Annotated in this window: 19 protein-coding genes and 1 pseudogene; 11 read left to right on the plus strand and 9 right to left on the minus strand. The window is 64.8% G+C overall.

Annotated features, from left to right (window positions below; genetic code table 11):
• Positions 1-26: 26 nt before the first annotated feature.
• The 4 genes from P6U28_RS16630 to P6U28_RS16645 all read right to left on the minus strand — a co-directional run bounded on the left by P6U28_RS16630 (position 27) and on the right by P6U28_RS16645 (position 5,149).
• Complete coding sequence (locus P6U28_RS16630) at positions 27-1,355, minus strand: toll/interleukin-1 receptor domain-containing protein (RefSeq protein ID WP_122402886.1); 1,329 nt, start codon at positions 1,353-1,355, stop codon at positions 27-29.
• A 264-nt stretch (positions 1,356-1,619) separates the two neighbouring features.
• Positions 1,620-2,390, minus strand: coding sequence for a CPBP family intramembrane glutamic endopeptidase (locus tag P6U28_RS16635; RefSeq protein WP_122402885.1), 771 nt, complete (start codon positions 2,388-2,390; stop codon positions 1,620-1,622).
• Between the two features lie 146 nt (positions 2,391-2,536).
• Entirely contained in the window at positions 2,537-4,180 is a 1,644-nt protein-coding gene (locus tag P6U28_RS16640; RefSeq protein WP_122402884.1) for an acyl-CoA dehydrogenase family protein, read from the minus strand.
• A gap of 198 nt (positions 4,181-4,378) precedes the next feature.
• Entirely contained in the window at positions 4,379-5,149 is a 771-nt protein-coding gene (locus tag P6U28_RS16645) for a M15 family metallopeptidase (RefSeq protein ID WP_245163386.1), read from the minus strand.
• Between the two features lie 202 nt (positions 5,150-5,351).
• Between P6U28_RS16645 and P6U28_RS16650 the strand changes: the two genes are divergently transcribed.
• The 5 genes from P6U28_RS16650 to P6U28_RS16670 all read left to right on the plus strand — a co-directional run bounded on the left by P6U28_RS16650 (position 5,352) and on the right by P6U28_RS16670 (position 11,188).
• Positions 5,352-6,299, plus strand: a complete 948-nt coding sequence (locus P6U28_RS16650; protein ID WP_122402883.1) for an aspartate carbamoyltransferase catalytic subunit — start codon at positions 5,352-5,354, stop codon at positions 6,297-6,299.
• A gap of 5 nt (positions 6,300-6,304) precedes the next feature.
• Complete coding sequence (locus tag P6U28_RS16655; protein WP_122406623.1) at positions 6,305-7,606, plus strand: dihydroorotase; 1,302 nt, start codon at positions 6,305-6,307, stop codon at positions 7,604-7,606.
• Positions 7,607-7,638: 32 nt separating this feature from the next.
• The gene (plsY, locus tag P6U28_RS16660; protein ID WP_122402882.1) at positions 7,639-8,235 is read left to right on the plus strand and encodes a glycerol-3-phosphate 1-O-acyltransferase PlsY; all 597 of its coding nucleotides are present in this window, start codon (positions 7,639-7,641) and stop codon (positions 8,233-8,235) included.
• Positions 8,236-8,386: 151 nt separating this feature from the next.
• Positions 8,387-9,592 carry a patatin-like phospholipase family protein gene (locus P6U28_RS16665; protein ID WP_122402881.1) on the plus strand — a complete coding sequence of 402 codons (1,206 nt, stop codon included), beginning with the start codon at positions 8,387-8,389 and terminating at the stop codon, positions 9,590-9,592.
• 249 nt (positions 9,593-9,841) lie between these two features.
• Entirely contained in the window at positions 9,842-11,188 is a 1,347-nt protein-coding gene (locus P6U28_RS16670; protein WP_122406345.1) for an IS5 family transposase, read from the plus strand.
• Positions 11,189-11,226: 38 nt separating this feature from the next.
• On the opposite strand, the gene P6U28_RS16675 is transcribed toward P6U28_RS16670, so the two are convergent.
• Positions 11,227-12,471, minus strand: coding sequence for an amidase (locus tag P6U28_RS16675; RefSeq protein WP_122402880.1), 1,245 nt, complete (start codon positions 12,469-12,471; stop codon positions 11,227-11,229).
• 91 nt (positions 12,472-12,562) lie between these two features.
• Here P6U28_RS16675 and dprA point away from each other — a divergent pair.
• Positions 12,563-13,474 (plus strand): annotated as a pseudogene (dprA, locus tag P6U28_RS16680) (DNA-processing protein DprA); the annotation flags it as partial.
• Between the two features lie 96 nt (positions 13,475-13,570).
• Here dprA and P6U28_RS16685 read toward each other — a convergent pair.
• On the minus strand, positions 13,571-14,017 hold the full coding sequence (locus P6U28_RS16685) for a helix-turn-helix domain-containing protein (RefSeq protein ID WP_122402879.1): 447 nt from the start codon (positions 14,015-14,017) through the stop codon (positions 13,571-13,573).
• An 83-nt stretch (positions 14,018-14,100) separates the two neighbouring features.
• Here P6U28_RS16685 and P6U28_RS16690 point away from each other — a divergent pair, with 83 nt between their 5' ends.
• Positions 14,101-14,709 carry an FMN-dependent NADH-azoreductase gene (locus P6U28_RS16690; RefSeq protein ID WP_122402878.1) on the plus strand — a complete coding sequence of 203 codons (609 nt, stop codon included), beginning with the start codon at positions 14,101-14,103 and terminating at the stop codon, positions 14,707-14,709.
• A gap of 63 nt (positions 14,710-14,772) precedes the next feature.
• Here the strand turns inward: P6U28_RS16690 and P6U28_RS16695 are convergent, their stop codons facing one another.
• Positions 14,773-14,955 carry a hypothetical protein gene (locus P6U28_RS16695; protein WP_122402877.1) on the minus strand — a complete coding sequence of 61 codons (183 nt, stop codon included), beginning with the start codon at positions 14,953-14,955 and terminating at the stop codon, positions 14,773-14,775.
• 177 nt (positions 14,956-15,132) lie between these two features.
• Entirely contained in the window at positions 15,133-15,906 is a 774-nt protein-coding gene (locus tag P6U28_RS16700) for an SDR family oxidoreductase (RefSeq protein WP_162500241.1), read from the minus strand.
• Positions 15,907-16,028: 122 nt separating this feature from the next.
• Between P6U28_RS16700 and P6U28_RS16705 the strand changes: the two genes are divergently transcribed.
• On the plus strand, positions 16,029-16,499 hold the full coding sequence (locus P6U28_RS16705) for a helix-turn-helix domain-containing protein (protein WP_122402875.1): 471 nt from the start codon (positions 16,029-16,031) through the stop codon (positions 16,497-16,499).
• A gap of 250 nt (positions 16,500-16,749) precedes the next feature.
• On the opposite strand, the gene P6U28_RS16710 is transcribed toward P6U28_RS16705, so the two are convergent.
• Positions 16,750-16,989, minus strand: a complete 240-nt coding sequence (locus P6U28_RS16710) for a hypothetical protein (protein WP_122402874.1) — start codon at positions 16,987-16,989, stop codon at positions 16,750-16,752.
• 227 nt (positions 16,990-17,216) lie between these two features.
• On the opposite strand from P6U28_RS16710, the gene topA reads away from it, so the two are divergent.
• From topA to P6U28_RS16725, 3 genes are read left to right on the plus strand one after another with little or no spacing between them, the layout of a single operon-like run.
• On the plus strand, positions 17,217-19,979 hold the full coding sequence (topA, locus tag P6U28_RS16715; protein WP_122402873.1) for a type I DNA topoisomerase: 2,763 nt from the start codon (positions 17,217-17,219) through the stop codon (positions 19,977-19,979).
• A gap of 7 nt (positions 19,980-19,986) precedes the next feature.
• Positions 19,987-22,335 carry a ribonuclease R gene (gene rnr, locus P6U28_RS16720; RefSeq protein WP_122402872.1) on the plus strand — a complete coding sequence of 783 codons (2,349 nt, stop codon included), beginning with the start codon at positions 19,987-19,989 and terminating at the stop codon, positions 22,333-22,335.
• Entirely contained in the window at positions 22,329-22,769 is a 441-nt protein-coding gene (locus P6U28_RS16725; protein ID WP_122402871.1) for a DUF983 domain-containing protein, read from the plus strand. Before rnr ends, P6U28_RS16725 begins: the two co-directional genes overlap by 7 nt.
• Positions 22,770-22,772: the final 3 nt, after the last annotated feature.

Consider the following 22,772-nt stretch of genomic DNA (forward strand, 5'->3'; position numbering starts at 1 on the left):
CCCGCGCGGATGCCGCCGTTTCTGTCTTACGGAGGTGCCGGGGGCAACTGGAGATTCTGAGCGATATCGGCATATTTTTGTGCGCTCAACTGATAGTAATCGCGGTTCATTTTCGCGATCTCATACAGGGATTGCGCGATCGTCTTGATGTCGACCGGCTCCTTCCTGGAGCATTCGAGTATGTTCTTCAGCAGGTCGTTCCAGCTGACCTCATCCTTCATGGTCTTGGTCAGAGGCGCCACGCCGCGAGCATCCATCGGCTTCGAAAGCCCGCGTATATTGCTCTGTATTTCTAGACTTCGCAGTTCGTCCCGTATTTTCAAGACAACGCTACGGACTTTTACGGCTTCAACTTGCGACGAATTCACGTATCCCAACAGTTCGTCATACAATTGATCAATCAGCTTTCGTCGTGCGTACCAAGTGATGTTGATCATGTTGTAGACCGCAAGTTCCTCCTTGTTTGTGGTGTCATGGATTCCGAAGATCGGAATGTCGATCGGCGCTGCAGTGAAGTAGAACTTCAATCGACTCGCGCCGTCGATCTCCTCGTAGCGCCGAAGTGTGAGCCGGAACAGGTCGTCAGAACCGGTGGGACGAATGAAACATCCCAAGGGCGCCTTCTTCTTGCAGGCGCTCCTCAGCATCCGCGCGAGTTCAGGCTCGTAGATGTCGCGATCGACCCAATCGGAGGACAAATCCTTCCAGTTCCAAGCGCCCGTTGACACATCCTTCCCGAACAGCGCCTCCCAACCCTGGGTTCCCATGAATAGCGCATCCGCTGGCAGATTCTCCAGCTCCAGGCAGTCTTCATTCTGTTCCGTGCGGCTCAATTCGATTGAGAAGTTTGGCACGAGATCAAAATTGATCGCGGTGACGTGCGTATAGTCGAACCATCTGCAGATGTCGGTGGCAGTCTTGCGCAAGAACGCCGTATCAATACCTGGGTAAATATCTCTTTCGACGTATAATTGCTCCAGGAAATCGTAAACCTGATCCGACGATATCGGCACCGATATGTACTGGCTCAGCGCTCTTGGCTTGCTAACGCTCGGATCGTGAAACACGACAATGGATCTTTTTTCGTCTTTGCTCAGAGCCGTTTGGAATTGGCCAGCCTCGAGCAGACAGTATCCCCAATCCTGATCCTCGCCAGTGTAGAGCAGCAGAAAGAGATCCGCACTCTGGATCGCTGCTGTGATCTCCGGACTGAGTTCTCTTCCCTTCTGAAAATCCTCCGCAAGGACGATCTTGATTTTGTTGCCAGAGTACGAGGCAATCAAATTTCCGATACGGCGAGCCGCCTCACTATCCTTCGGCATCTTGTGGCTGATGAAAATCGTTAAATCGGACATGGCCCCTCCAATCGTAGCGCGTGGGACAAAGCTCGAAAATCAAAATAAAAAGTTGGGCGGGGGCCGTGTGTCGCGTGCGACGGCGCCCCCTAGCTAATTTCCGCATTCAAGCCGACAAGGGGATGCGTGACAAGCCTCTTCTACCTTGGGATGCCCGATAGAGCCGGGAACTTGCAAGGCAGCGGACGGCAACACCAATCTGACCCGCTGAGACACCGCGGGTCTTTCGGAGCCGCCGCAGTTGGGGAAGCGGCAGGCGAGCGCTCAGCCCCCCACCCACATCGTCAGCACCACCGCGGTCAGATTGTTCAGCGCATGGAGCACGATGGTGAGCCACAGCGAGCCGGCGCGATAGCGCATGTAGCCGAACCACAGGCCGATGGTGAAGACCTCGGCGAGGAAGTAGATGTCGTATTGCAGGTGCACGATTGTCCAGACCAGCGACGACAAGAGGATCGCGCCGGGCACGCGCAGGAAGCTCGCGGACCAGCCGCGATAGAGAAAGCCTCGCGCCAGAATCTCTTCCGACATCGGCGCGGCCACGCTGAAGGCGAACAGAAGCAACAGCGCAGCGCCCTTGTCGCGTCCCGATTTCAACAGATCGGTCATGAAGCCCGGTGTCGCCTCGCGGCCGAGTGCGCGCGACATCGTCTCCCAGACCAGCACGATCAGGATGAGGCCGACGGCGCCGAGCAGCAGCTGCTTCCAGGACGTCCAATGCAGCGCGAGATAGTCGACAAAGGAGGCCTTCTTGATGCGGATCGCGAGCCAGACCGCAAGAAGCGTTGCCGGCAGGCCCATGATGACCGAGAGCGCGAGCGTCTGGGGCTCATGGCCGACGAGCTGGAGCGAGGCGAGGTCCATGGGGAGGCCACGCTGCGCCGCCAGCAGAACGACGGCGCCGATCTGGCCGACGAACATCGCGACGAAGATGAAGAGGCCCCACAGCGCCGTACCCCAGAACTTCCAGACAGGTGGCGCGTGCTCTGCTCGCGTCATGACGAGAGGCGGATGGTCGGGATTGAGGGTGTCCATCAGGAGGCTTTCGTTGGAACGCGCAAACTAACGAGCGATCGTCATGCCCGGGCTTGTCCCGGGCATCCACGTTCTTCTTGCCACGCAGCAAGACGTGGATGGCTGGGTCAGGCCCGGCCATGACGCTGTGGAGAGACCGCGGCCGCTCACGGCAGCGCCCGCTCCAGCAGCGCGCGCTCGTCGGCGCTGTCGAGTTCGACCGCACCGTACATGCTGGCGTGATTGGCCGCGAGACGCGTCGCCGCGAACAGTTCGGCATTGTGCGGTGACACGCCGTTGAGCGCTGCGGCCGCAGCGAGCAACGCCAACGTCTCGACGGCAAGCCGCGCGACGCGCTCGCCGTCGGCGCGCCAAAAAATCCTGCCGATGAACGCGACCGCCTCCCCGGCCCCCGGCAGGCTCTTCGTGTCGGCCGCAAGCGATTGCAGCACGGTCATCGCCGCCTCCGGCTCGCGCGAGAGCGCGCGGAGCACGTCGAGGCACATCACGTTGCCCGAACCTTCCCAGATCGCATTGACAGGGGACTCGCGATAGTGGCGCGCCAGAATGCCGTCCTCGACATAGCCGTTGCCGCCGAGGCACTCCATCGCCTCGTAGAGAAATGGCGGCGCGCTCTTGCAGGTCCAGTATTTGATCGCGGGCGTGAGGAGCCGCATATAGGCGGCTTCCGCCGCATCGTGCGGCGTTCGGTCGAAGGCGCGGCAGAGCCGCATCACGAGCGCTGTACTCGCCTCGACATGCAGCGCCATGTCCGACAGCACGGCCTGCATCAGCGGCTGATCGGCCAGATGCTTCTGGAACACGCTGCGGTGACGGGCGTGATGCAGCGCATGCGCCAGCCCCGAGCGCATCAGGCCGACGGAGGCGATCGCGCAATCCTGCCGCGTCAGCTGCACCATCTGGATGATGGTGCGGATGCCCTTGCCCTCCTCACCGACCGCTTGCGCATAGGCGCCGACGAACTCGACTTCGGACGAGGCATTGGAACGGTTGCCGAGCTTGTCCTTCAGCCTCTGGAACTGGATGGCATTGACCGAGCCATCCGGCGCGAAGCGTGGCATGAAGAAGCAGGTCAGCCCCCCCTCCGCCTGCGCCAGCACCAGGAACGCATCGCACATCGGTGCCGACATGAACCATTTATGGCCGGTGATGCGATAGCCGTCCCCGTCGCGCACGGCGCGCGTCATGTTGGCGCGCACGTCGGTGCCGCCCTGCTTCTCGGTCATGCCCATGCCGAGCGTCATGCCGCGCTTTTCCCACCAGGGCGCGAAGCTGGGATCGTAGCTCTTCGTCGACAAAACCGGCATCACGCGCGCGAGCAGATCGGGTTGCATCGCCAGGGCACCGACGGAGGCGCGCGTCATCGTGATTGGGCAGAGGTGGCCGGTCTCGACCTGGGCTGCCATGTAGAACTTTGCGGCACGAATGACCTCGGCGCCATCGCCCGCCGGCTTGCCATCTGCGGTCCAGGTGGAATTGTGCACGCCGGCATGCGCGCTGTGCGCCATCAGCTCGTGATACGAGGGGTGAAACTCGACCTGGTCGCGGCGATGGCCCTTCGAATCAAAGGCGCGCAGCTTCGGCGTGTTCTCGTTGGCGAGGCGCCCGCGATCGGCCATCGCGGCCGAGCCCCAGTGCTTGCCGAACGCTGACAGCTCGCGCTCCGCCGCCGCGCCGCCATTGGCCTTGACCGCCTCGACCAGCGGCCGATCCGTGGCGAACAGGTCGACGTCCTCGAACGGCGGTGACTGGTTGAGGACCTCGTGCGTCGCAAATGTGGGCTGGGTCATTGTGCTTCCATCGAATCTATCTCGGCTCGGGCAGTGCCACCTCTCGCAACGGGAGAGGTCGCGCCGGAGGCGCGGGCGAGGGGCTACGCTCTATCGAGGGACCTGATCCCCTCACCCGGCGCTTCGCGCCGACCTCTCCCCTTGGGGCCCCTTGGGAGAGGTAACCCTGCCCGCGGCGGCTTCCGTTTCAATCGAACTCTACCTCGTACGCGGCTGGATCGGGAAATCATAGGCCGGCCCGCCCGCCCCCGGCAGGGAAAAATGCCACCACTCCTTCGAATAGTTCACAAAGCCTTGCCTCGCCATCGCCGCGACCAGCCGCTTGCGCCAGGCGCGCTGCTCCGGATTGATCGACGGTGCCGCAGTGTGCCCCTTCGCATCGGTACAGTCGTAGCCTGTGCCCATGTCGACGCTGCCCTCCGGCGCGCGTATCTCGGCCGGCGCCGTGCAATCGGCGTAGGTCTTTGACGGATCATATTTTGCGGAATTGTCGGCCTTGAGATCGACCAGAGTGAGATCGAGCGCTGCACCCGTGGAATGCTGCGAGCGGCTCGCAATATAGCCGAGGCGGAACAGCTCGGTCTTCGGAATCCCGGGGTTGTAGCGCCGCTCAGCCGCCGTCTCGTGACCGTTCTGCGACCACTTCACCATGTCGAGCGAGGCGCGCGCCGGCCGGTAGCAGTCGAACATCTTCAGCGACAGATTCTGTGCGGCTAGCTCCGCTTGCACCGCCTTCAGCCGCAGCCCCACCTCCCGTTTCACCACGCATTCACCGGCATTGTAACCAGCGAGCGGACGGCCCACGAAATTGTTCGCCGTGGCGTATCGGATGTCCTGGATGATGCCGGGATCGATGTCGCGCAGGTAAACGAAGCCGCCGGGGAGCGATTGGGCGTGGGCCGTGCTGATTGGCACCGCGGCCAGGAACGCCGTCAGAATTCTTTTCACGAAATGCCCCACGATCGTCATGCCCGGGCTTGTCCCGGCCATCCACGTTCTATTGCGTCAAATGCGATAGAAGATCGTGGATGCCCGGGACAAGCCCGGGCATGACGGAGAAGGTGGCGGCAGGCCAGGCCACAGCGACCAAACCGACAGATCAGGGGATAACTCGCCTCCCGCCGTTTGCCCCTTGCTCCCCCCGCCATCCCCGCCTATAGCTCTGCTTTTAATGACATCGAAATCGACCTTCGTCCTCGGCCACCGGCATTTGCTGGGCATCGAGGGCCTTTCCGCGGCCGACATCAGCGGCCTCCTCGACCTGTCCGAAGAATATGTCGAGCTCAACCGCCAGGTTGACAAGAAGCGCACCGTCCTGCGGGGACGGACGCAGGTGAACCTTTTCTTCGAGGCCTCCACCCGGACCCAATCCTCGTTCGAGCTCGCCGGCAAGCGGCTGGGCGCCGACGTCATGAACATGTCGGTGTCCTCGTCCTCGATCCGCAAGGGCGAGACCCTGATCGACACCGCCGTGACGCTGAACGCGATGCACCCCGACATCCTGGTGGTCCGCCATCACGCCTCCGGCGCGGTGGAACTGCTGGCGCGCAAGGTCGACGGTTCCGTGATCAATGCCGGCGACGGCGCGCATGAGCATCCGACCCAGGCGCTGCTCGATGCCCTCACCATCCGCCGCAACAAGGGCCGGATCGAGGGCCTGGTGGTCGCGATCTGCGGCGATGTGCTGCATTCGCGCGTCGCCCGCTCCAACATCATCCTGCTCAACACCATGGGCGCCCGCGTCCGCGTCGTCGGCCCGTCCACGCTGCTGCCAACGGGCATCGAGCGGATGGGCGTCGAGGTCGCGCGCGACATGCGCGAAGGTCTCGAAGGCGCCGACATCGTCATGATGCTGCGGCTGCAGCGCGAGCGCATGAACGGCTCCTTCGTGCCTTCCTCGTCGGAATATTTCCATTATTTCGGGCTCGACCAGAAGAAGCTCGCCTACGCCAAGCCGGACGCGCTCGTGATGCATCCAGGTCCCATGAACCGCGGCGTGGAGATCGACTCGATCGTGGCCGACGGCGCCCAGTCCCTGATCCGCGAACAGGTGGAGATGGGCGTCGCGGTGCGCATGGCCGTGCTGGAAGCGCTCGCCCGCAACCTGCCGAACGCGTGATGCCGATGTTGACCGACCGCCGCCCCATCCTGCTCGCCAACGCCCGCGTCGTCGATCCCTCCAGGGAGTTCGACGGCATTGGTGACGTTCTCATTGCCGACGGCACCATCCGCGAGACCCGCCGCGGCATCGGCGCGGCCGGTGTCCCCGAGGGCACCGACATCATCAATTGCTCCGGCAAGATCGTGGCGCCGGGCCTGATCGACATGCGCGCTTTCGTCGGCGAACCCGGCCTCAGCCACCGCGAGACCTTTGCCTCGGCGAGCCAGGCCGCGGCGACCGGCGGCATCACCACCATCATCTGCCAGCCCGCCACCTTGCCCGTCATCGACAATTCGGCGACCGTCGATTTCGTGATGCGCCGCGCCCGCGACACCGCGATCGTCAACATTCAGCCGATGGCCGCGCTCACCAAGGGCATGCAGGGCGAGGAGATGACCGAGTTCGGCCTCCTGAAGGCGGCCGGCGCTGTCGCCTTCAGCGACGGCGACAAGAGCGTCACCAACGCCCAGGTGATGCGCCGCGCGCTGACCTATGCCCGCGACTTCGACGCACTGATCGTGCATCACACCGAGGATCCCAACCTGGTCGGCGAAGGCGTGATGAACGAGGGCGAGTTCGCGACCCGGCTCGGCCTGATGGGCATCCCGAATGCCGCCGAAGCCGTGATGCTGGAGCGCGACCTGCGCCTCGTCGCCCTCACCGGCGGCCGCTACCACGCGGCTTCGCTGACCTGCATCGACTCTCTCGATATCCTCCAGCGCGCTCGCGACGCCGGACTCGCGGTCAGCGCCTCGGTCTCGATCAACCATCTGGCGCTGAACGAGAACGACATCGGTCCTTACCGTTCGTTCCTGAAGCTGTCGCCGCCGCTGCGCACCGAGGCCGACCGCCGTGCGGTGGTGGCGGCGCTCGCCTCCGGCCTGCTCGACGTCATCATGTCGGACCACAATCCGCAGGACGTCGAGGTCAAGCGCCTGCCGTTCGCGGAAGCCGCACCCGGCGCCGTCGGCCTCGAGACCATGCTGCCGGCCGGCTTGCGGCTGGTGCATAATGGCGAGATGGAACTGAAGACGCTGATCCGTGCGATGTCGACCCGGCCGGCCGAGTTGCTCGGGCTGCCAGGCGGAACCCTGCGCGCGGGCAGCCCGGCGGACGTCATCGTAATCGATCCCGATACGCCCTGGGTGGTCGATCCCGCCGACCTCAAATCGCCCTGCAAGAACACCCCGTTCGACGAGGCCCGCTTTACAGGCCGCGTGGTGCGCACCATTGTCGGCGGCCGCACGGTCTATGAGCATGTCTGACGTGCGAGATCGTTCGACACGGAGATCCAGCCATGGCGCTTGAAGCATTTTTGCCGGTCGCCTTCGTCACCGGCTATCTCCTCGGCTCGATTCCATTCGGCCTGATTCTGACCAGGCTCGCCGGCACGCAGGATATTCGCTCGATCGGCTCCGGCAGCATCGGCGCGACCAATGTGCTGCGCACGGGACGCAAGAGCCTTGCCGCGGGCACCCTGCTGTTCGACGCGCTCAAGGGCACCGTGGCCGTGGTGATCTGTGGCTACATCGCCGGGCCAAATGCTGCGATGGTGGCCGGGCTCGGCGCGTTCCTCGGCCATCTCTTCCCGGTCTGGTTGAAATTCAGAGGGGGCAAGGGCGTGGCGGTCTATATCGGCATCCTGCTCGGCCTGTTCTGGCCCGGCGCCGTCGTGTTCTGCCTGCTCTGGCTGGCGACCGCCTTCACCACCCGCTACTCTTCACTCTCGGCGCTGGTGGCGGCGTTCATCACGCCGATGTTCCTGTGGTGGTTCGGTCACCTCGCATTGTCGGCACTGGCAGCAGTGCTGACGCTGCTCTTGTTCTACGCGCATCGCGAGAACATCAAGCGCTTGCAGGCCGGCAGGGAAAGCCGGATCGGCGAGAAGGCTTGAGGGCCGGAAAAAGTACGGATACCGCCGCACCCCTTCCGCACTATATGCCAAATTCTGTTCGCAACTTGGCTGCGACTCACGTCAGGCTGTAGCGAACGGGTTTCACGCCTGTCATCCTGACCCAGAAAAAGGCGTTACGCGGTTGCTCAGAATGAGCGAGAAGATTGTCGGCGTGCAGGATGGGGTTGGTTCGTCAGGTGTGACCGGCACCGCGGCAAGCCGGCTGCTTTCGGCGACCAACATCTGGTCCGATGCGCCGCCGCAAGCGGCTGCCGCTGTTTCACCGCCAACGCCGCAGCCTGAGCCCGTCGCGCGAGCCGCCGCTCCGCCCGATATCGTGGTCACCAAGGCTGTACCGGCCGCGCCTGCACAGGCGCGTTCAGACCAATGGCCGCCGCGAAAACTTTCGCTGGCGCTGCAGGGCGGCGGCACCTTTGCCGCCTTCACCTGGGGCGTGCTGGAGCGGCTGCTGGAAGAACCAGACATCGCGATCGACACCATCAGCGGCGCCAGCGCCGGCGCCATCAATGCACTGCTGCTCGCGTGCGGCTTGGCCGAAGGCGGCCGCGAAGGCGCGCGGTCGCGGCTGAACCGGTTCTGGGTCCGGCTGATGCACGAGGCCTCGTTCCGCTCGCTGATGCTGATCGGCGGCTTTTCCCCCGCGGGAAGCTCGGTCGCATTCGGCCCGACGCTGCGCTCCGGACAGTTCGATCCGTTCGACCTCGATCCGCTACGGCAGGCGCTGTCGCGCGACATCGATTTTGCCGCACTGCGCGACCCGAGGTGCCCAAGACTCATGATTGCGGCGACGCGGATCCGCGACGGCCAGCAGCAGATCTTCCGCAACGACGCCATCACCGCCGACGTCGCGCTGGCCTCGACCTGCCCGCCCCTGGTTCACTGCGCCATCGAGGTCGATGGCGAGGCTTATTGGGACGGCGGCTTCGGCGGCAACCCGCCGCTGCTGCGGCTGGCGCAGGAGACCACGACGTCCGATGTCCTGCTGGTGCAGGTCACGCCGACGCGCGACAGCTACGTGCCGATCACGCTTGCCGCAATCGACCGCCGGCTCGACCAGATCGCAGCCAACGCCGCGCTCAATGCCGAGATCGCAGCGATCGAATGGGCAAAGACCCATGCCGCGCCGTCGCTGCGGCTCTCCAGGATCGCGGCTGAAGATTCCGTCGACGGCCTGGCGCAGCGCTCTTCGACCGATCTCGGCCGCGGCTTCATTCGCCTCTTGCACCGGAGCGGCCGCGAGGCCGCCGAGCGCTGGCTCGGGCAAGGTACCGCTGGCAATGCAACATCACCTGCATCCGATCAGCGCATCGCTCCAGTGGAGCCCGCACTGGTCTAGAGTATGACCAAGTGTGAGACTGCCTGCGGTCTTGGTTCACCTCCGGGTGAGGGGCCGCAGCATTCAGTGAGACCATAACCCTGTCATCCGTGAAGAGCGGCTAAGCGATTGAGCTGGAATCGCATTTGTGGTTGCGGGGTGTTTTAGGATTGCAGGGTTTTGATGCTTCGGGCATCGGAACCTTGCAATTTCATTTTCAGGATTCCGTCGATCGCCAGACATGATTCGGTGGCCGCATCGGAGGTGGCGATGCGACCGAAGAAGCACAGGACGACGGGATCGGGCGATCTGTTCCGGGCCAGGCTGGACCAGATCATCAACATGAAGCACGAGCTGGTTCAGCTCGCTGGCAAGGTCGATTGGGACTGGATCGACGGCGAGATCGCGCCGCTCTACAGCGAGAACGGCCGGCCCGGCATCGCGACCCGCTTCGTGATCGGGCTGCTGCTGCTCAAGCACATTTACGGCCTGTCCGATGAGGGGGTCTGCGAGCGCTGGGTCCACGACCCATATTTCCAGTACTTCACCGGCGAAGAGTTCTTCCAGCACGCCTTCCCGCACGAGCGCTCGGACCTGAGCCACTGGCGCAAGCGGCTCGGCGACAAGCTGGAACTGCTGCTGGCCGAGAGCCTGCGGGTGGCGCACGAGGCCGGCGCGTTACGCGGCCAAGACCTCAAGCGGGTCACAGTCGATACCACGGTGCAGCCAAAGGCCATCACCTTCCCGACCGATGCCAAGCTGCTGCACGCGGCGATCAAGGGGCTCAACCGTCTGGCGAGGAAGCACGGGATCAGGCTGCGGCAGTCCTATCTTCGCATTGCCAAGACCGCGGCCATGATGGCTTCCCGCTACGCCCATGCCAAGCAATTCAAACGGCATCAGCGGCAGTTGCGCATCCTGCGCAGCCGGTTGGGCCGGATCATCCGCGATATCCGCCGCAAGATCGAAGCTCAGGCCGTGCTCGAGAACGCCTTCGCCCTGCCGCTCAGCCGGGCCGCGCAGATCCGCTCGCAGCAGCAGCGCCAGCGCGGCTGGAAGCTGTATTCCTTCCATGCTCCGGAGGTCGAGTGCATCGGCAAGGGCAAAGCAGCCGCGCCTTACGAGTTCGGTGTCAAAGCCTCCATCGTCACCAACAACCGCCGTGCTCCCGGCGGCCTGTTCGTGCTGCACGCCAGGGCGCTACCCGATAACCCGTACGACGGTCACACCCTGCGGGACGTCATCGACCGCACCGAGACACTCACCGGCTGTCCGATCGAGCGGGCCTATGTCGACAAGGGATACCGCGGCCATGACGCGCAGAACCCGCGCCGTGTCTTCATCTCCGGCCAGAAGCGCGGCGTCTTCGGTATCATCAAGCGCGAGCTGCGCCGCCGCTCCGCCATCGAACCCGTCATCGGACACCTGAAGGCCGATGGTCACCTCGGCCGCTGCTACCTCAAAGGCCGCGCCGGCGATGCCGCCAACGTCATCCTCTCTGCCGTCGGTCACAACTTCCGCCGCATCCTCGCCTGGCTGAGGGTTCTTTGGTGCCTCTTCCTGGCCACCCTCATCGCAGCCATCAGCGACCGCTCACCGCTGCAATCGGCTTCTTAACGGACGACTAACCCTCACCCGCCGCGACTCGTCCGGCGCTAGCCTGATTTCGCCAGCGCCTCCTCCAGGAACCAGGCCACCGCGAGTGCGAGCGGATCATTGCCGAAGCGCGCGATCACCTGCACGCCGATCGGCAGGCCCCCGGCCTTCAGCACCGGTACGTTGACGCAAGGATTGCCCATCAGCGTCCAGAGCCGGTTGTAGCGGGGGTCGCCGGTGCTGGCGAGCTCCTTGGCCGGCGCGGTGCCCGGCGCCGAATAGGTCAGGAGCACGTCGACGCCCTCGAACAATTCGCCGAGTTCGCGGCGGCCGCGACGGCTGATGCGGCGCGCCTCGTCATATTCCTTCGGCGTCAGCCCGACGGTCGCATCGAGACTGGCGCGCAGCATCGGCGCGATCTCGTCGTGACGCTCTGAAAACTCCCAGGCGAGTGCGCGATGCGCCTCAAAGTCCTGGATGATCGGGTGGATGCGCCAGGCCTCCTTGATGGCCTCGGGCAGATCGATGGTCTGCACGCTGGCACCGGCGCGCATCGCCGCCTTGATCGCAGCTTGCAGCCCCTCCTCGGCCGCCGCCTCGACGGCGCCCGCAAACTCCTGCCTGACCACGCCGATGCGCGGCGACTTCGCCGGAGTGATGCCCGAGAATTCGCGGCGCGCGGTCATCGCCAAGAGCCCGCGCGCAAGATCCTCTGCCCGGGCGCCGAACAGGCCGACCGTATCGAGCGCCCATGAATAGCACTTCACGCCGACCGTCGGCAGCATCCGGAACGACGGCTTGATCGCGGCCGTCCCGCAATAGGCGGCGGGCCGGATCACCGAGCCGCCGGTCTGGGTGCCCAGCGCCAGCGGGATCATGCCGGCGCCGACGGCCGCCGCCGAGCCCGAGGACGAGCCGCCTGGCGAATGAGCCAGATTGTGCGGATTGCGCGTCGGGGTCGGATCGCGCGAGGCGAACGCGGTCGTGGTGGTCTTGCCGATGATGGTGGCCCCTGCCCGCTTCAGCATCATCACGACAGGTGCGTCAGCGCGCGGCCGCCAGCCGCGATAGATCTCCGAGCCCATCTCGGTCGGCATATCAGCGGTGTCGATGATGTCCTTGATGCCGACCGCGATGCCGCGCAGCGGCCCGGTGCTTTGCGCGCTCGCCGACTTGTCATGACGGACGAAGGCCTGGACGTCCTTCTCCTTTGCCTCGATCGCGGCATGCGATTGCGCGATGGCGGCCTCGGGCGAAAGCTCCCCCGCTTCGATGCGGCGCTGGAGGTCGGCAAGTGAGATCATGGCAAAACCCTTCTTATTGCCACCGCTTTTAGCATCGCGACCAAGCCGCGCAAGCGCACGTCCCTGTTGCGCAACGCCCTCAGGTTGTTTCATGCTGTCCCTGCAAGGAGACACCGTGGACGCCATCAACAGAAGCGTGGAGCTGACCGAGGCTGAGCGGATCGATCGCCTGCGGCTGATCCGCTCCGACAACGTCGGGCCGCGCACCTTCCGCTCGCTGGTCGATCATTTCGGCAGCCCGCGCGCCGCTCTGGAGCGTTTGCCCGATCTGGCACGCCGTGGCGGTGCGCAGCGATCGGGGCGCATCTGCAGCGCGGACGACGCGAAGGCCGAGCTCGCCGCCAGCCGCAAATTCGGCATCGCCTGGCTTGCGCCCGGCGAGGACGGCTATCCGGCGCGGCTCGCAACACTCGATGATGCGCCGCCGCTGCTTGCCGTGCGCGGCGACACAAAAAGCTTGATGAGGCCGATGATCGCGATCGTCGGCTCGCGCAATGCGTCTGGTGCCGGCTTGAAATTCGCCGGCCAGCTCGCGCGTGCGCTCGGCGAAGCCGGCTTTGTCGTCATCTCGGGGCTGGCGCGCGGCGTCGACCAGGCTGCGCACCGAACCAGCATCGAGAGCGGTACGATCGCAGTGCTCGCCGGCGGCCATGACTGCATCTACCCGCCCGAGCACGGCGACCTGCTCGCCGCGATCCTGGATCACGCGGGCGCCGCGATCTCCGAAATGCCGCTCGGCCACGAGCCGCGCGCCCGCGACTTCCCCCGCCGTAACCGCCTGATCTCGGGCGCTTCGCTCGGCGTCGTCGTGGTGGAAGCGGCCCACCGCTCGGGCTCGCTGATCACCGCGCGCATGGCGGCCGAACAGGGCCGCGAGGTGTTCGCGGTGCCGGGCTCGCCGCTCGATCCGCGCGCCGCCGGCACCAACGACCTGATCAAGCAGGGCGCAACGCTCGTCACGGAAGCCGCCGACATCATCAATGCGGTGCAGCCGATCATGGAGGGCTCGTACCTTACCTCCCCTGGAGGGAGGGAAAAATCGACCTCGCAGCATGAGCAGAGCGCTTGAGCAGAGTGCTTACCCCCTTGATTCTCCGCTTCACCCGTCGTTGCGCTCGTCGAAGCGCGCTCGTGCTGCCGCGATCTGCTCCTGATGCGCGATCGCCCATTCTCCGAGCGCCTTCACCGGCTGCTGGAGGCCGTGGCCGAGATCGGTCAGCTCATAATCCACGCGCGGGGGTATGGTCGGGAAGATCGTGCGCGTGACGAGGCCGTCGCGCTCGAGGCCACGCAGCGTCAGGGTCAGCATGCGCTGCGAGATGCCGTTGATCATGCGCTTGAGCTCATTGAAGCGCTTTGGCCCGTCGCTCAGCATCATGATGACGAACACGCTCCATTTGTCGCCAACGCGGGACAGCACGGAAGCGACCCCGCGACAGTCTGCATGGTTGGGGTCTGGCCTTTGATCCGGCCTTTGATCCGGACCTGGAACCAGCCTCGGCGAGGCAGGCAAATCGGTGTTCTCAGGTTTCAATAATGTGCTCATGGCTCAAAAAAGTGCGTTCTTGCGGGGATTTCAACAGTCACTCATGTAGCGCTGGTTACAAACCTATACCAGGGTGACCCCAAATGAAACTGCTCCATATCGACTCCAGCGTACTCGGCCCCCACTCCGTCAGCCGGCAGGTTTCCGCCGCCATCGTCGACCGGTTCCGGCAGGCGACGCCCTCGCTTGACGTCGTCTATCGCGACCTGACCCAGACGCCGCTTGCCCATCTCTCCGGCTCGCATCTCGCGGCCGCGCAGGGCGCCCCGGCGCCGGCGGAACTCGGACCGGACCTTGCCGCAAGCGCGGCGGCGCTGGAAGAGTTCCTGGCCGCCGAAATCGTCGTCATCGGTGCGCCGATGTACAACTTCACGATTCCGAGCCAGCTCAAGGCCTGGATCGACCGCATTCTGGTTGCGGGGAAGACTTTTAAATACGGCGCGGCCGGGCCGGAGGGCCTTGCCGGTGGCAAGCGCGTGATCGTCGCGATCTCGCGCGGCGGCTATTATGGCGCGGGCTCGCCCGCTGCAGCCCTGGAGCACCTCGAAAGCTATCTGCGAGGCGTATTCGGCTTCATGGGCATCCACAATGCCGAGTTCATCATCGCCGACGGCATCCAGGTCGGACCGGATCATCGCGAGAAGGCGCTCGCCGGCGCGCTTCAGGCAGCCACCAGCCTGCACGCGGCCTGACGCCGTGCTGAAATCAGCCGCCGCCGGATTGCGCGGCGGCTGACGGCTGCACGATCTGAGACGCTAAAACCAGACGCCCTGCATGCCCAGGATCACGGCAAGGAGGGAAACGAGCAGGCCGATCCCGGAGAACAACGCGATGGCGACGAACTCGGCCGTGTCGGAACGCTTGGCCGGAATGGCGGATCTTTCGGTGAAAACGCGCGGTGATGAAATCGATGAAAAAATGCGGGCTGCCTTCGCCATAACCGACTCCCTTAAAAATGAGTCTTCTGCCCCCTTGCCCGTAAAAGTGTCTTCGCGGTCTGGATGAAGGTTCAACGCCTCACGCAAAGGTTCAGGAAATACGTCTTCCAAGATGCGGGAACCGGCCGGCGCAACCAACCTGGTCGTGCCGGCCGATTCAATTTGCACTCGACTTGTTCAGCCGCGGTAGATCGGCGCGCCGCTCGGGGACGCCACTGCGCCGCCGTCGACGAAGATTTCCTGCCCCTGCACGTGCGCGGAATCATCGGAGGCGAGGAACAGCACCGTCTTCGCAACATGGTCCGTTTCACCGATGCGGCCCAGCGGCGTCGATAGCGCAATCCGCGTCTCGAACGCTTTCTCGGCTTCGGGCGTCGCGGTCGCGGGCCCCCAGATCGGCGTGCGGATCGCGCCGGGCGCCACGACATTGACGCGGATGCCGCGCGGCGACAGCTCCGAGGCCATGATCCTCGCCATCGCCCGCACGCCCGCCTTCGCTGCGCCGTAAGCGGAGTAACCGGGAATGCCGAGCACGGAGATCACGGAGCCGTTGAGGATGATCGAGGCATTGTCGTTGATGTAAGGCAACGCGGACTGCACGGTGAAGAACACGCCGGTCAGATTGGTGCTGATCACCTTCTCGAAGACCTCGAGCGTGGCCGAACCGAGCGGCGTGCCGCCGGCGATGCCGGCATTGGCGAACACGATGTCGAACTTGCCGAACTTTTCCGCACCCTGCTTGATCGCGGCTTCCGTCGCCCCGATGTCCGTGGCGTCGGCCGGCAGCGCGAGCGCGTTCGGCCCGAGCTCCTTTGCGGCCGCCGCCAGCGTCTCCTTGTTGCGCCCGGTGATCACCACCTTGGCGCCCTCCGCCACGAACAGTTTTGCCGTCGCCAGCCCGATGCCGCTATTGCCGCCGGTGATCAGGGCCGTCTTGTCCTTCAGTCTCACGCTCGCCTCCAGTAGTTGCATGATGAAACTAAGTTGCCATCTAGGCCATTCGGTTCTATGATGCAACCACACAAGCGCGTGATCGGCGCTGGCGCCGTGCGAACGCGACAGGACAGAGGACGATGGTGAAACGAACGAGCTTCGAGAGCGATGCCTGCCCGATCGCGCGCTCGCTGGACGCGCTCGGCGACTGGTGGTCGCTCTTGATCATCCGCGAAGCGCTGTTCGGCCTGCGCCGCTTCGGCGAATTCCAGAGCAAGCTCGGCATGGCCAAGAACATTTTGTCGGCCCGGCTGCGCGCGCTGGTCGATCACGGCATCCTGGCAACCGCCCCCGCCTCCGACGGCAGCGCATATCAAGAGTATGTGCTGACGCCGAAGGGACGCGGCACCTTCCCGATCCTGGTCGCGCTCCGGCAATGGAGCGAGGAGTTCGACGACCACCCCGAAGAGATCGCGACGATCCTGGTCGATCGCGAGAAGGGCCGCCCGGTGAAGAAGCTCGAAATGCGCGCCGAGGACGGCCGCCTGCTCAGCCCGGCGGACACGATGGTGAAACCGCGGCCGGCACTGCGCCGGCGGTCAGTGGGATGACGGTGCGCTGCCACGACACCGTCATTGCGAGCGCAGCGAAGCAATCCAGTCTTTCCGCCGAGACCGTCTGGATTGCTTCAGCGTACTCTTATCGGTCACCGTCACACTGAGGCGCTCGCCCCTTCGGCGAGCCTCGAAGGGTGACGGCCCGGCTGGCACCTCGGCCGTTCATTCTTCGAGGCTTCCGGCGCGATGCCTGGCATCGCGCCACTCGCGCACAAGGATGACAGGGCGATATTGGCCGGACTGCTCACGACAGCTTGCGCTTGGTCCGCAGCCGCAGATGCTCATCGGCCTCGAGTTGCGTCATCCCCAGGAGATGATGCAGCACATCGAGCTTGTGGCGCTCGGCGAGCTTGCGCAAGACAGCCACCTGCTCGGCGATGAAGGCGACCGCCTCATCTGCCCCGCCCTCTCCCGGTTCCTCGTGACGCGAGCCCACCCGCGCGCCTGATCCGGTGCGCGCCCGTTTCTTTCCTGGCCTAGTCACCAGACCCCACCCGAATCCATGCCCCGCGGAAACATTACGTCGACATGCACCGCAACTCCAAGGTGGTATTTTGCAACTTTCTCGATATGAAATTTTGCCCACTCCAGCGGGTTTCAACAGCCCCCGATTTGACAGGGGCCGGCTCACCACCCATGTTCGGGTCGAAACGGCCGACCCGAGTCCTTTCGTTTTCGGCCCCAGATTTTCCCGTAAGACACTGGAACTAAATGAATATCGTCATTGTGGAGTCGCCGGCGAAAGCCAAGACGATCAACAAATATTTGGGCTCGTCCTATGAGGTTCTGGCCTCGTTCGGCCATGTCCGCGATCTCCCGGCGAAGAACGGTTCCGTCGACCCCGACGCCAATTTCAAGATGATCTGGGAGGTCGACCCCAAGGCGGCCGGCCGGCTCAACGAGATCGCCAAGTCGCTGAAGGGTGCTGACCGCCTGATTCTCGCCACCGACCCTGATCGCGAGGGCGAGGCCATCTCCTGGCACGTGCTGGAGGTGATGAAGGAAAAGCGCGCGCTGAAGGATCAGAAGATCGAGCGGGTGGTGTTCAACGCCATCACCAAGCAGGCGGTCTCGGACGCGATGAAGCATCCGCGCCAGATCGACGGCGCGCTGGTCGACGCCTATATGGCGCGCCGCGCCCTCGACTATCTGGTCGGCTTCACCCTCTCCCCGGTGCTGTGGCGCAAGCTGCCCGGCGCCCGCTCGGCCGGGCGCGTGCAGTCGGTGGCGCTACGCCTCGTCTGCGACCGCGAGCTCGAGATCGAGAAGTTCGTGCCGCGGGAATATTGGTCGCTGATCGCGACCCTGCTCACGCCGCGCGGCGAAGCCTTCGAGGCCCGCCTCGTCGGCGCCGACGGCAAGAAGATCCAGCGCCTCGACATCGGCACCGGCGCGGAAGCCGAGGATTTCAAGAAGGCGCTTGAGCTGGCGACCTACGCCGTCACGGCGGTCGATGCAAAACCCGCCCGGCGCAATCCGCAGGCGCCCTTCACCACCTCGACGCTGCAGCAGGAGGCCAGCCGCAAATACGGTTTTGCGCCGGCGCACACCATGCGCATCGCCCAGCGCCTCTATGAGGGCATCGACATCGGCGGCGAGACCACCGGACTCATTACTTATATGCGTACCGACGGCGTGCAGATCGCGCCCGAGGCGATCACCCAGGCCCGCAAGGTGATCGGCGAGGATTACGGCAACGCCTATGTGCCGGATGCGCCGCGCCAGTACCAGGCCAAGGCCAAGAACGCCCAGGAAGCGCACGAGGCGATCCGCCCGACCGATCTCTCGCGCCGCCCCGACAGCATGAGCCGCAAGCTCGATGCCGATCAGGCGAAGCTTTATGAGCTGATCTGGAAGCGCACCATCGCGAGCCAGATGGAATCGGCCGAGCTCGAGCGCACCACGGTGGACATCACGGCGAAGGCCGGCGGCCGGACGCTGGAGCTGCGCGCCACCGGCCAGGTCGTGAAGTTCGACGGCTTCCTCGCGCTCTACCAGGAAGGCCGCGACGACGAGGAGGACGAGGATGCACGCCGCCTGCCCGCGATGAGCCAGGGCGAGGCCGTGAAACGGCAGAGCCTCTCCGTCACCCAGCACTTCACCGAGCCGCCGCCGCGCTTCTCCGAGGCTTCCCTGGTCAAGCGCATGGAAGAGCTCGGCATCGGCCGGCCCTCGACCTATGCCTCGATCCTCCAGGTCCTGAAGGACCGCGGCTACGTGAAGCTGGAGAAGAAGCGCCTGCATGGCGAGGACAAGGGCCGCGTCGTGATCGCGTTCCTGGAGAGCTTCTTCAGCCGCTACGTCGAATACGACTTCACCGCCGCGCTCGAAGAACAGCTCGACCGTATCTCCAACAACGAGATCTCCTGGCAGCAGGTGCTGAAGGATTTCTGGCGCGACTTCATCGGCGCCGTCGACGACATCAAGGATCTGCGCGTCGCGCAGGTGCTCGACGTTCTCGACGAGATGCTGGGGCCGCACATCTATCCGCCCCGCGCCGATGGCGGCGATGTCAGGCAGTGCCCGAACTGCGGCACCGGCCGGCTGAACCTCAAGGCCGGCAAGTTCGGTGCCTTCGTCGGCTGCTCGAACTATCCGGAATGCCGCTACACCCGCCAGCTCGCCGCCGATGGCGAGGCTGCCGCCGACCGCTCGCTGGGCCAGGACCCCGACACCGGTCGGGATGTCTGGCTCAAGGCGGGCCGGTTCGGCCCCTACATCCAGCTCGGCGAGCAGAAGGATTACGAGGAAGGCGAAAAGCCGAAGCGCGCAGGCATTCCGAAGGGCACCTCGCCCAGCGATGTCGACCTCGAGCTCGCGCTGAAGCTGTTGTCGCTGCCGCGCGAGATCGGCAAGCATCCGGAGACGGGTCTGCCGATCACCGCCGGGCTCGGCCGCTTCGGGCCGTTCGTGAAGCACGACAAGACCTATGCGAGTCTCGAAGCCGGCGACGAGGTCTTCGACATCGGCCTCAACCGCGCGGTGACGCTGATCGCGGAAAAAGCCGCCAAGGGCCCGAGCCGCCGCTTCGGCGCCGATCCCGGCAAGGCGCTCGGTGATCATCCCTCGCTCGGCACCATAACCGTGAAGAGCGGGCGCTATGGACCCTACGTCACCGCCGGTGGCGTCAACGCGACGATCCCGAGCGAGATCGAGAAGGACGCGATCACGCTGCCGCAGGCGATCGCGCTGATCGACGAGCGCGCGGCCAAGGGCGGCGGCAAGACCAAGGCAACGAAGGCAGCCAAGCCTGCCAAGGCCAAGAAAGCTGCGGAGAAAGCTGCGGAGAAGGCTGCGAACAGCGAGGACGCCGCGCCAAAGCCGAAGAAACCGGCCGCGAAGAAAGCCGCGGCCAAATCGAAAACCGAATCCACCAGCAAGGCGCGCGCCGCCGTGTCGTCGACGGCAAAGACGTCGCCGACCAAGGCAACCGCCAGCAAGGCTCCGGCCAAGAAGAGTGCCGGCAAGAATTAGAGGTTAAGTGAAACGCAAGAATGACCATGGCTTTCCCGATCGGAACGCCATCGTCGCCTTCATCAAGGCAAATCCAGGAAAGGTCGGCACTCGCGAAATTGCGCGCGAGTTCGGCCTGAAGAACGCCGATCGCGCCGAGCTCAGGCGCATGCTGCGCGAGCTCGCCGACGACGGCATCATCAAGAAGAAGCGCCACAAGGTCTCGGAGCCGGACGCGCTGCCGCCCATCCTGCTCGCCGACATCACCGGCCGTGACAGCGACGGCGAGCTGATCGCCTCCCCCGCCGAATGGGACGAGGTCGAGAGCGGCGAGCCGCCAAAGATCCTCATCGAAATGCCGCGCCGGCCCAAGCCAGGCACCGCCGCCGGCGTCGGCGACCGCGCACTGCTACGCGTCGAGCGCACCGACGAGACAGAAGGCCCCGCCTATCGCGGCCGCATCATCAAGGTCATCGACAAGGCCAAGAGCCGCATCCTCGGCGTGTTCCGCAGCCTTCCCGAAGGCGGCGGGCGGCTCGTCCCCGTCGACAAAAAGTTCGCCGACCGCGAGCTGAACATCGCGAAGACCGACACCCAGGGCGCGCAGGACGGCGACCTCGTCAGCGTCGACATCGTCCGCTCGCGCGGCTTTGGCCTCGCCTCAGGTCGCGTGAAAGAGAAGCTCGGCTCGGTCAAATCCGAGAAGGCGATCAGCCTGATCGCGATCTACGCCCACGACATCCCGCTGCAATTCTCCTCCGCCGCGATGCGCGATGCGGAAGCCGCGGAGCCCGCCAATCTGAAGGGACGCGAGGACTGGCGCGACGTCCCGCTCGTGACCATCGATCCGCCGGATGCGAAGGATCACGACGACGCGGTGCATGCGCAGGCCGATGACGATCCCAACAACAAGGGCGGCTTCATCGTCAACGTCGCCATTGCCGATGTCAGCTTCTACGTCCGCCCGGGCACCGCGCTCGACCGGGACGCGCTCGACCGCGGCAACTCGGTCTACTTTCCCGACCGCGTCGTGCCGATGTTGCCCGAGCGCATCTCCAACAATCTCTGCTCGCTGGTGCCGGGCGAGCCGCGCGGCGCGCTCGCGGTGCGGATGGTGATCGGCCCGGACGGGCGGAAACGCTCGCACAGCTTCCACCGCATCCTGATGCGTTCGGCGGCGAAGCTGCACTACGCGCAGGCGCAGGCTGCGATCGAGGGTCGGCCCGATGACACCACCGGCCCGCTGCTCGATCCGATCCTGAAGCCGCTCTACGCCGCCTATGCTTGCGTCAAGCGCGCCCGCGACGAGCGCGATCCGCTCAATCTCGACCTGCCCGAGCGCAAGATTCTCCTGAAGAGCGACGGCACGGTCGACCGCGTCGTCATCCCCGAAAGGCTCGATGCGCACAAGCTGATCGAGGAGTTCATGATCCTCGCCAATGTCGCCGCGGCCGAGATGCTGGAGAAGAAATCGCTGCCGCTGATCTACCGCGTGCATGACGAGCCGACCTTGGAGAAGGTCCACGCGCTCGCGGAGTTCCTGGATACGCTGGACGTCCCCTTCGCCAAATCGGGCGCGCTGCGTCCGACGATGTTCAACCGCGTGCTGGCCCAGCTCGAAGGCCACGACTATTACCCGCTGGTCAGCGAGGTGGTGCTGCGGGCCCAGGCGCAGGCGGAATATTCCGCGGAGAACTACGGTCATTTCGGCCTGAACCTGCGCCGCTATGCGCATTTCACCTCGCCGATCCGCCGCTATGCCGATCTCGTCGTGCACCGCGCCCTGGTCCGCGCGCTCGGCCTCGGCGAAGGCGCCCTGCCCGACAGCGAGACGCCGGAAAGTCTCGGCGAAGTCGCCGCGCATATTTCGCTGACCGAGCGGCGGGCGATGAAGGCGGAGCGCGAGACCGTGGATCGCCTGATCGCCCATCACCTCGCCGACCGCATCGGCGCCAGTTTCCAGGGCCGCGTCTCCGGCGTCACCCGCGCCGGCCTGTTCGTGAAGCTCAGCGAGACCGGCGCCGACGGATTGATCCCGATCCGATCCCTCGGCACGGAATATTTCAACTATGACGAGAGCCGTCACGCGCTGGTCGGCACGCGCAGCGGCACCATGTACCAGCTCGGTGATGTAGTCGACGTCCGCTTGGTCGAAGCAGCCCCAATCGCCGGCGCGTTGCGCTTCGAGCTGCTGTCGTCACAGAGCGAGGGCGGCCCACGCGAGCGCCGGCCGTTCCGTCCGCAGCGCAAATCATCAAAGGCTCGTCCCGGACGCAGCCCAGAGCAAAAACGCAAGCCGGAGAAGCAGAAGTCCGGCAAGGAGAGGAACGCCAAAGGAAAGAACAAGGGAAGAGGCAAGAAGGGCAAGGCATGGTGACCACGAGCACGGCCCCAAAAATCTGGACGCGCGAAAGCGGTCTCGTCGAGAAGCGCGACGTGTGGGCGGCCATGAAGCGCGGCTTTCGCGGCCGCTGTCCGCGCTGCGGCGAGGGCAAGTTGTTCCGCGCCTTCCTGAAGACTGCCGACGATTGCGCCAAATGCGGTCTCGATTTCACGCCGCATCGCGCCGACGATCTGCCCGCCTATCTCGTCATCGTCATCGTCGGTCACATCGTGGTGCCGGCCATCCTCTGGATCGAGACCAATTATTCGACGCCGGTCTGGCTCAGCTTCGCTGCCTATCTACCCTTCACCTTCGTCGCCTCGCTCGCGCTGTTGCAGCCCGTCAAGGGAGCTGTGGTCGGCTTGCAATGGGCTCTGCGCATGCACGGGTTTGACGAGAACCCTCCGGATGGTATTCCGCCAGTGTAAGCA

The organism is Bradyrhizobium sp. STM 3561 (assembly GCF_045571455.1).
GTDB lineage: Bacteria > Pseudomonadota > Alphaproteobacteria > Rhizobiales > Xanthobacteraceae > Bradyrhizobium > Bradyrhizobium vignae.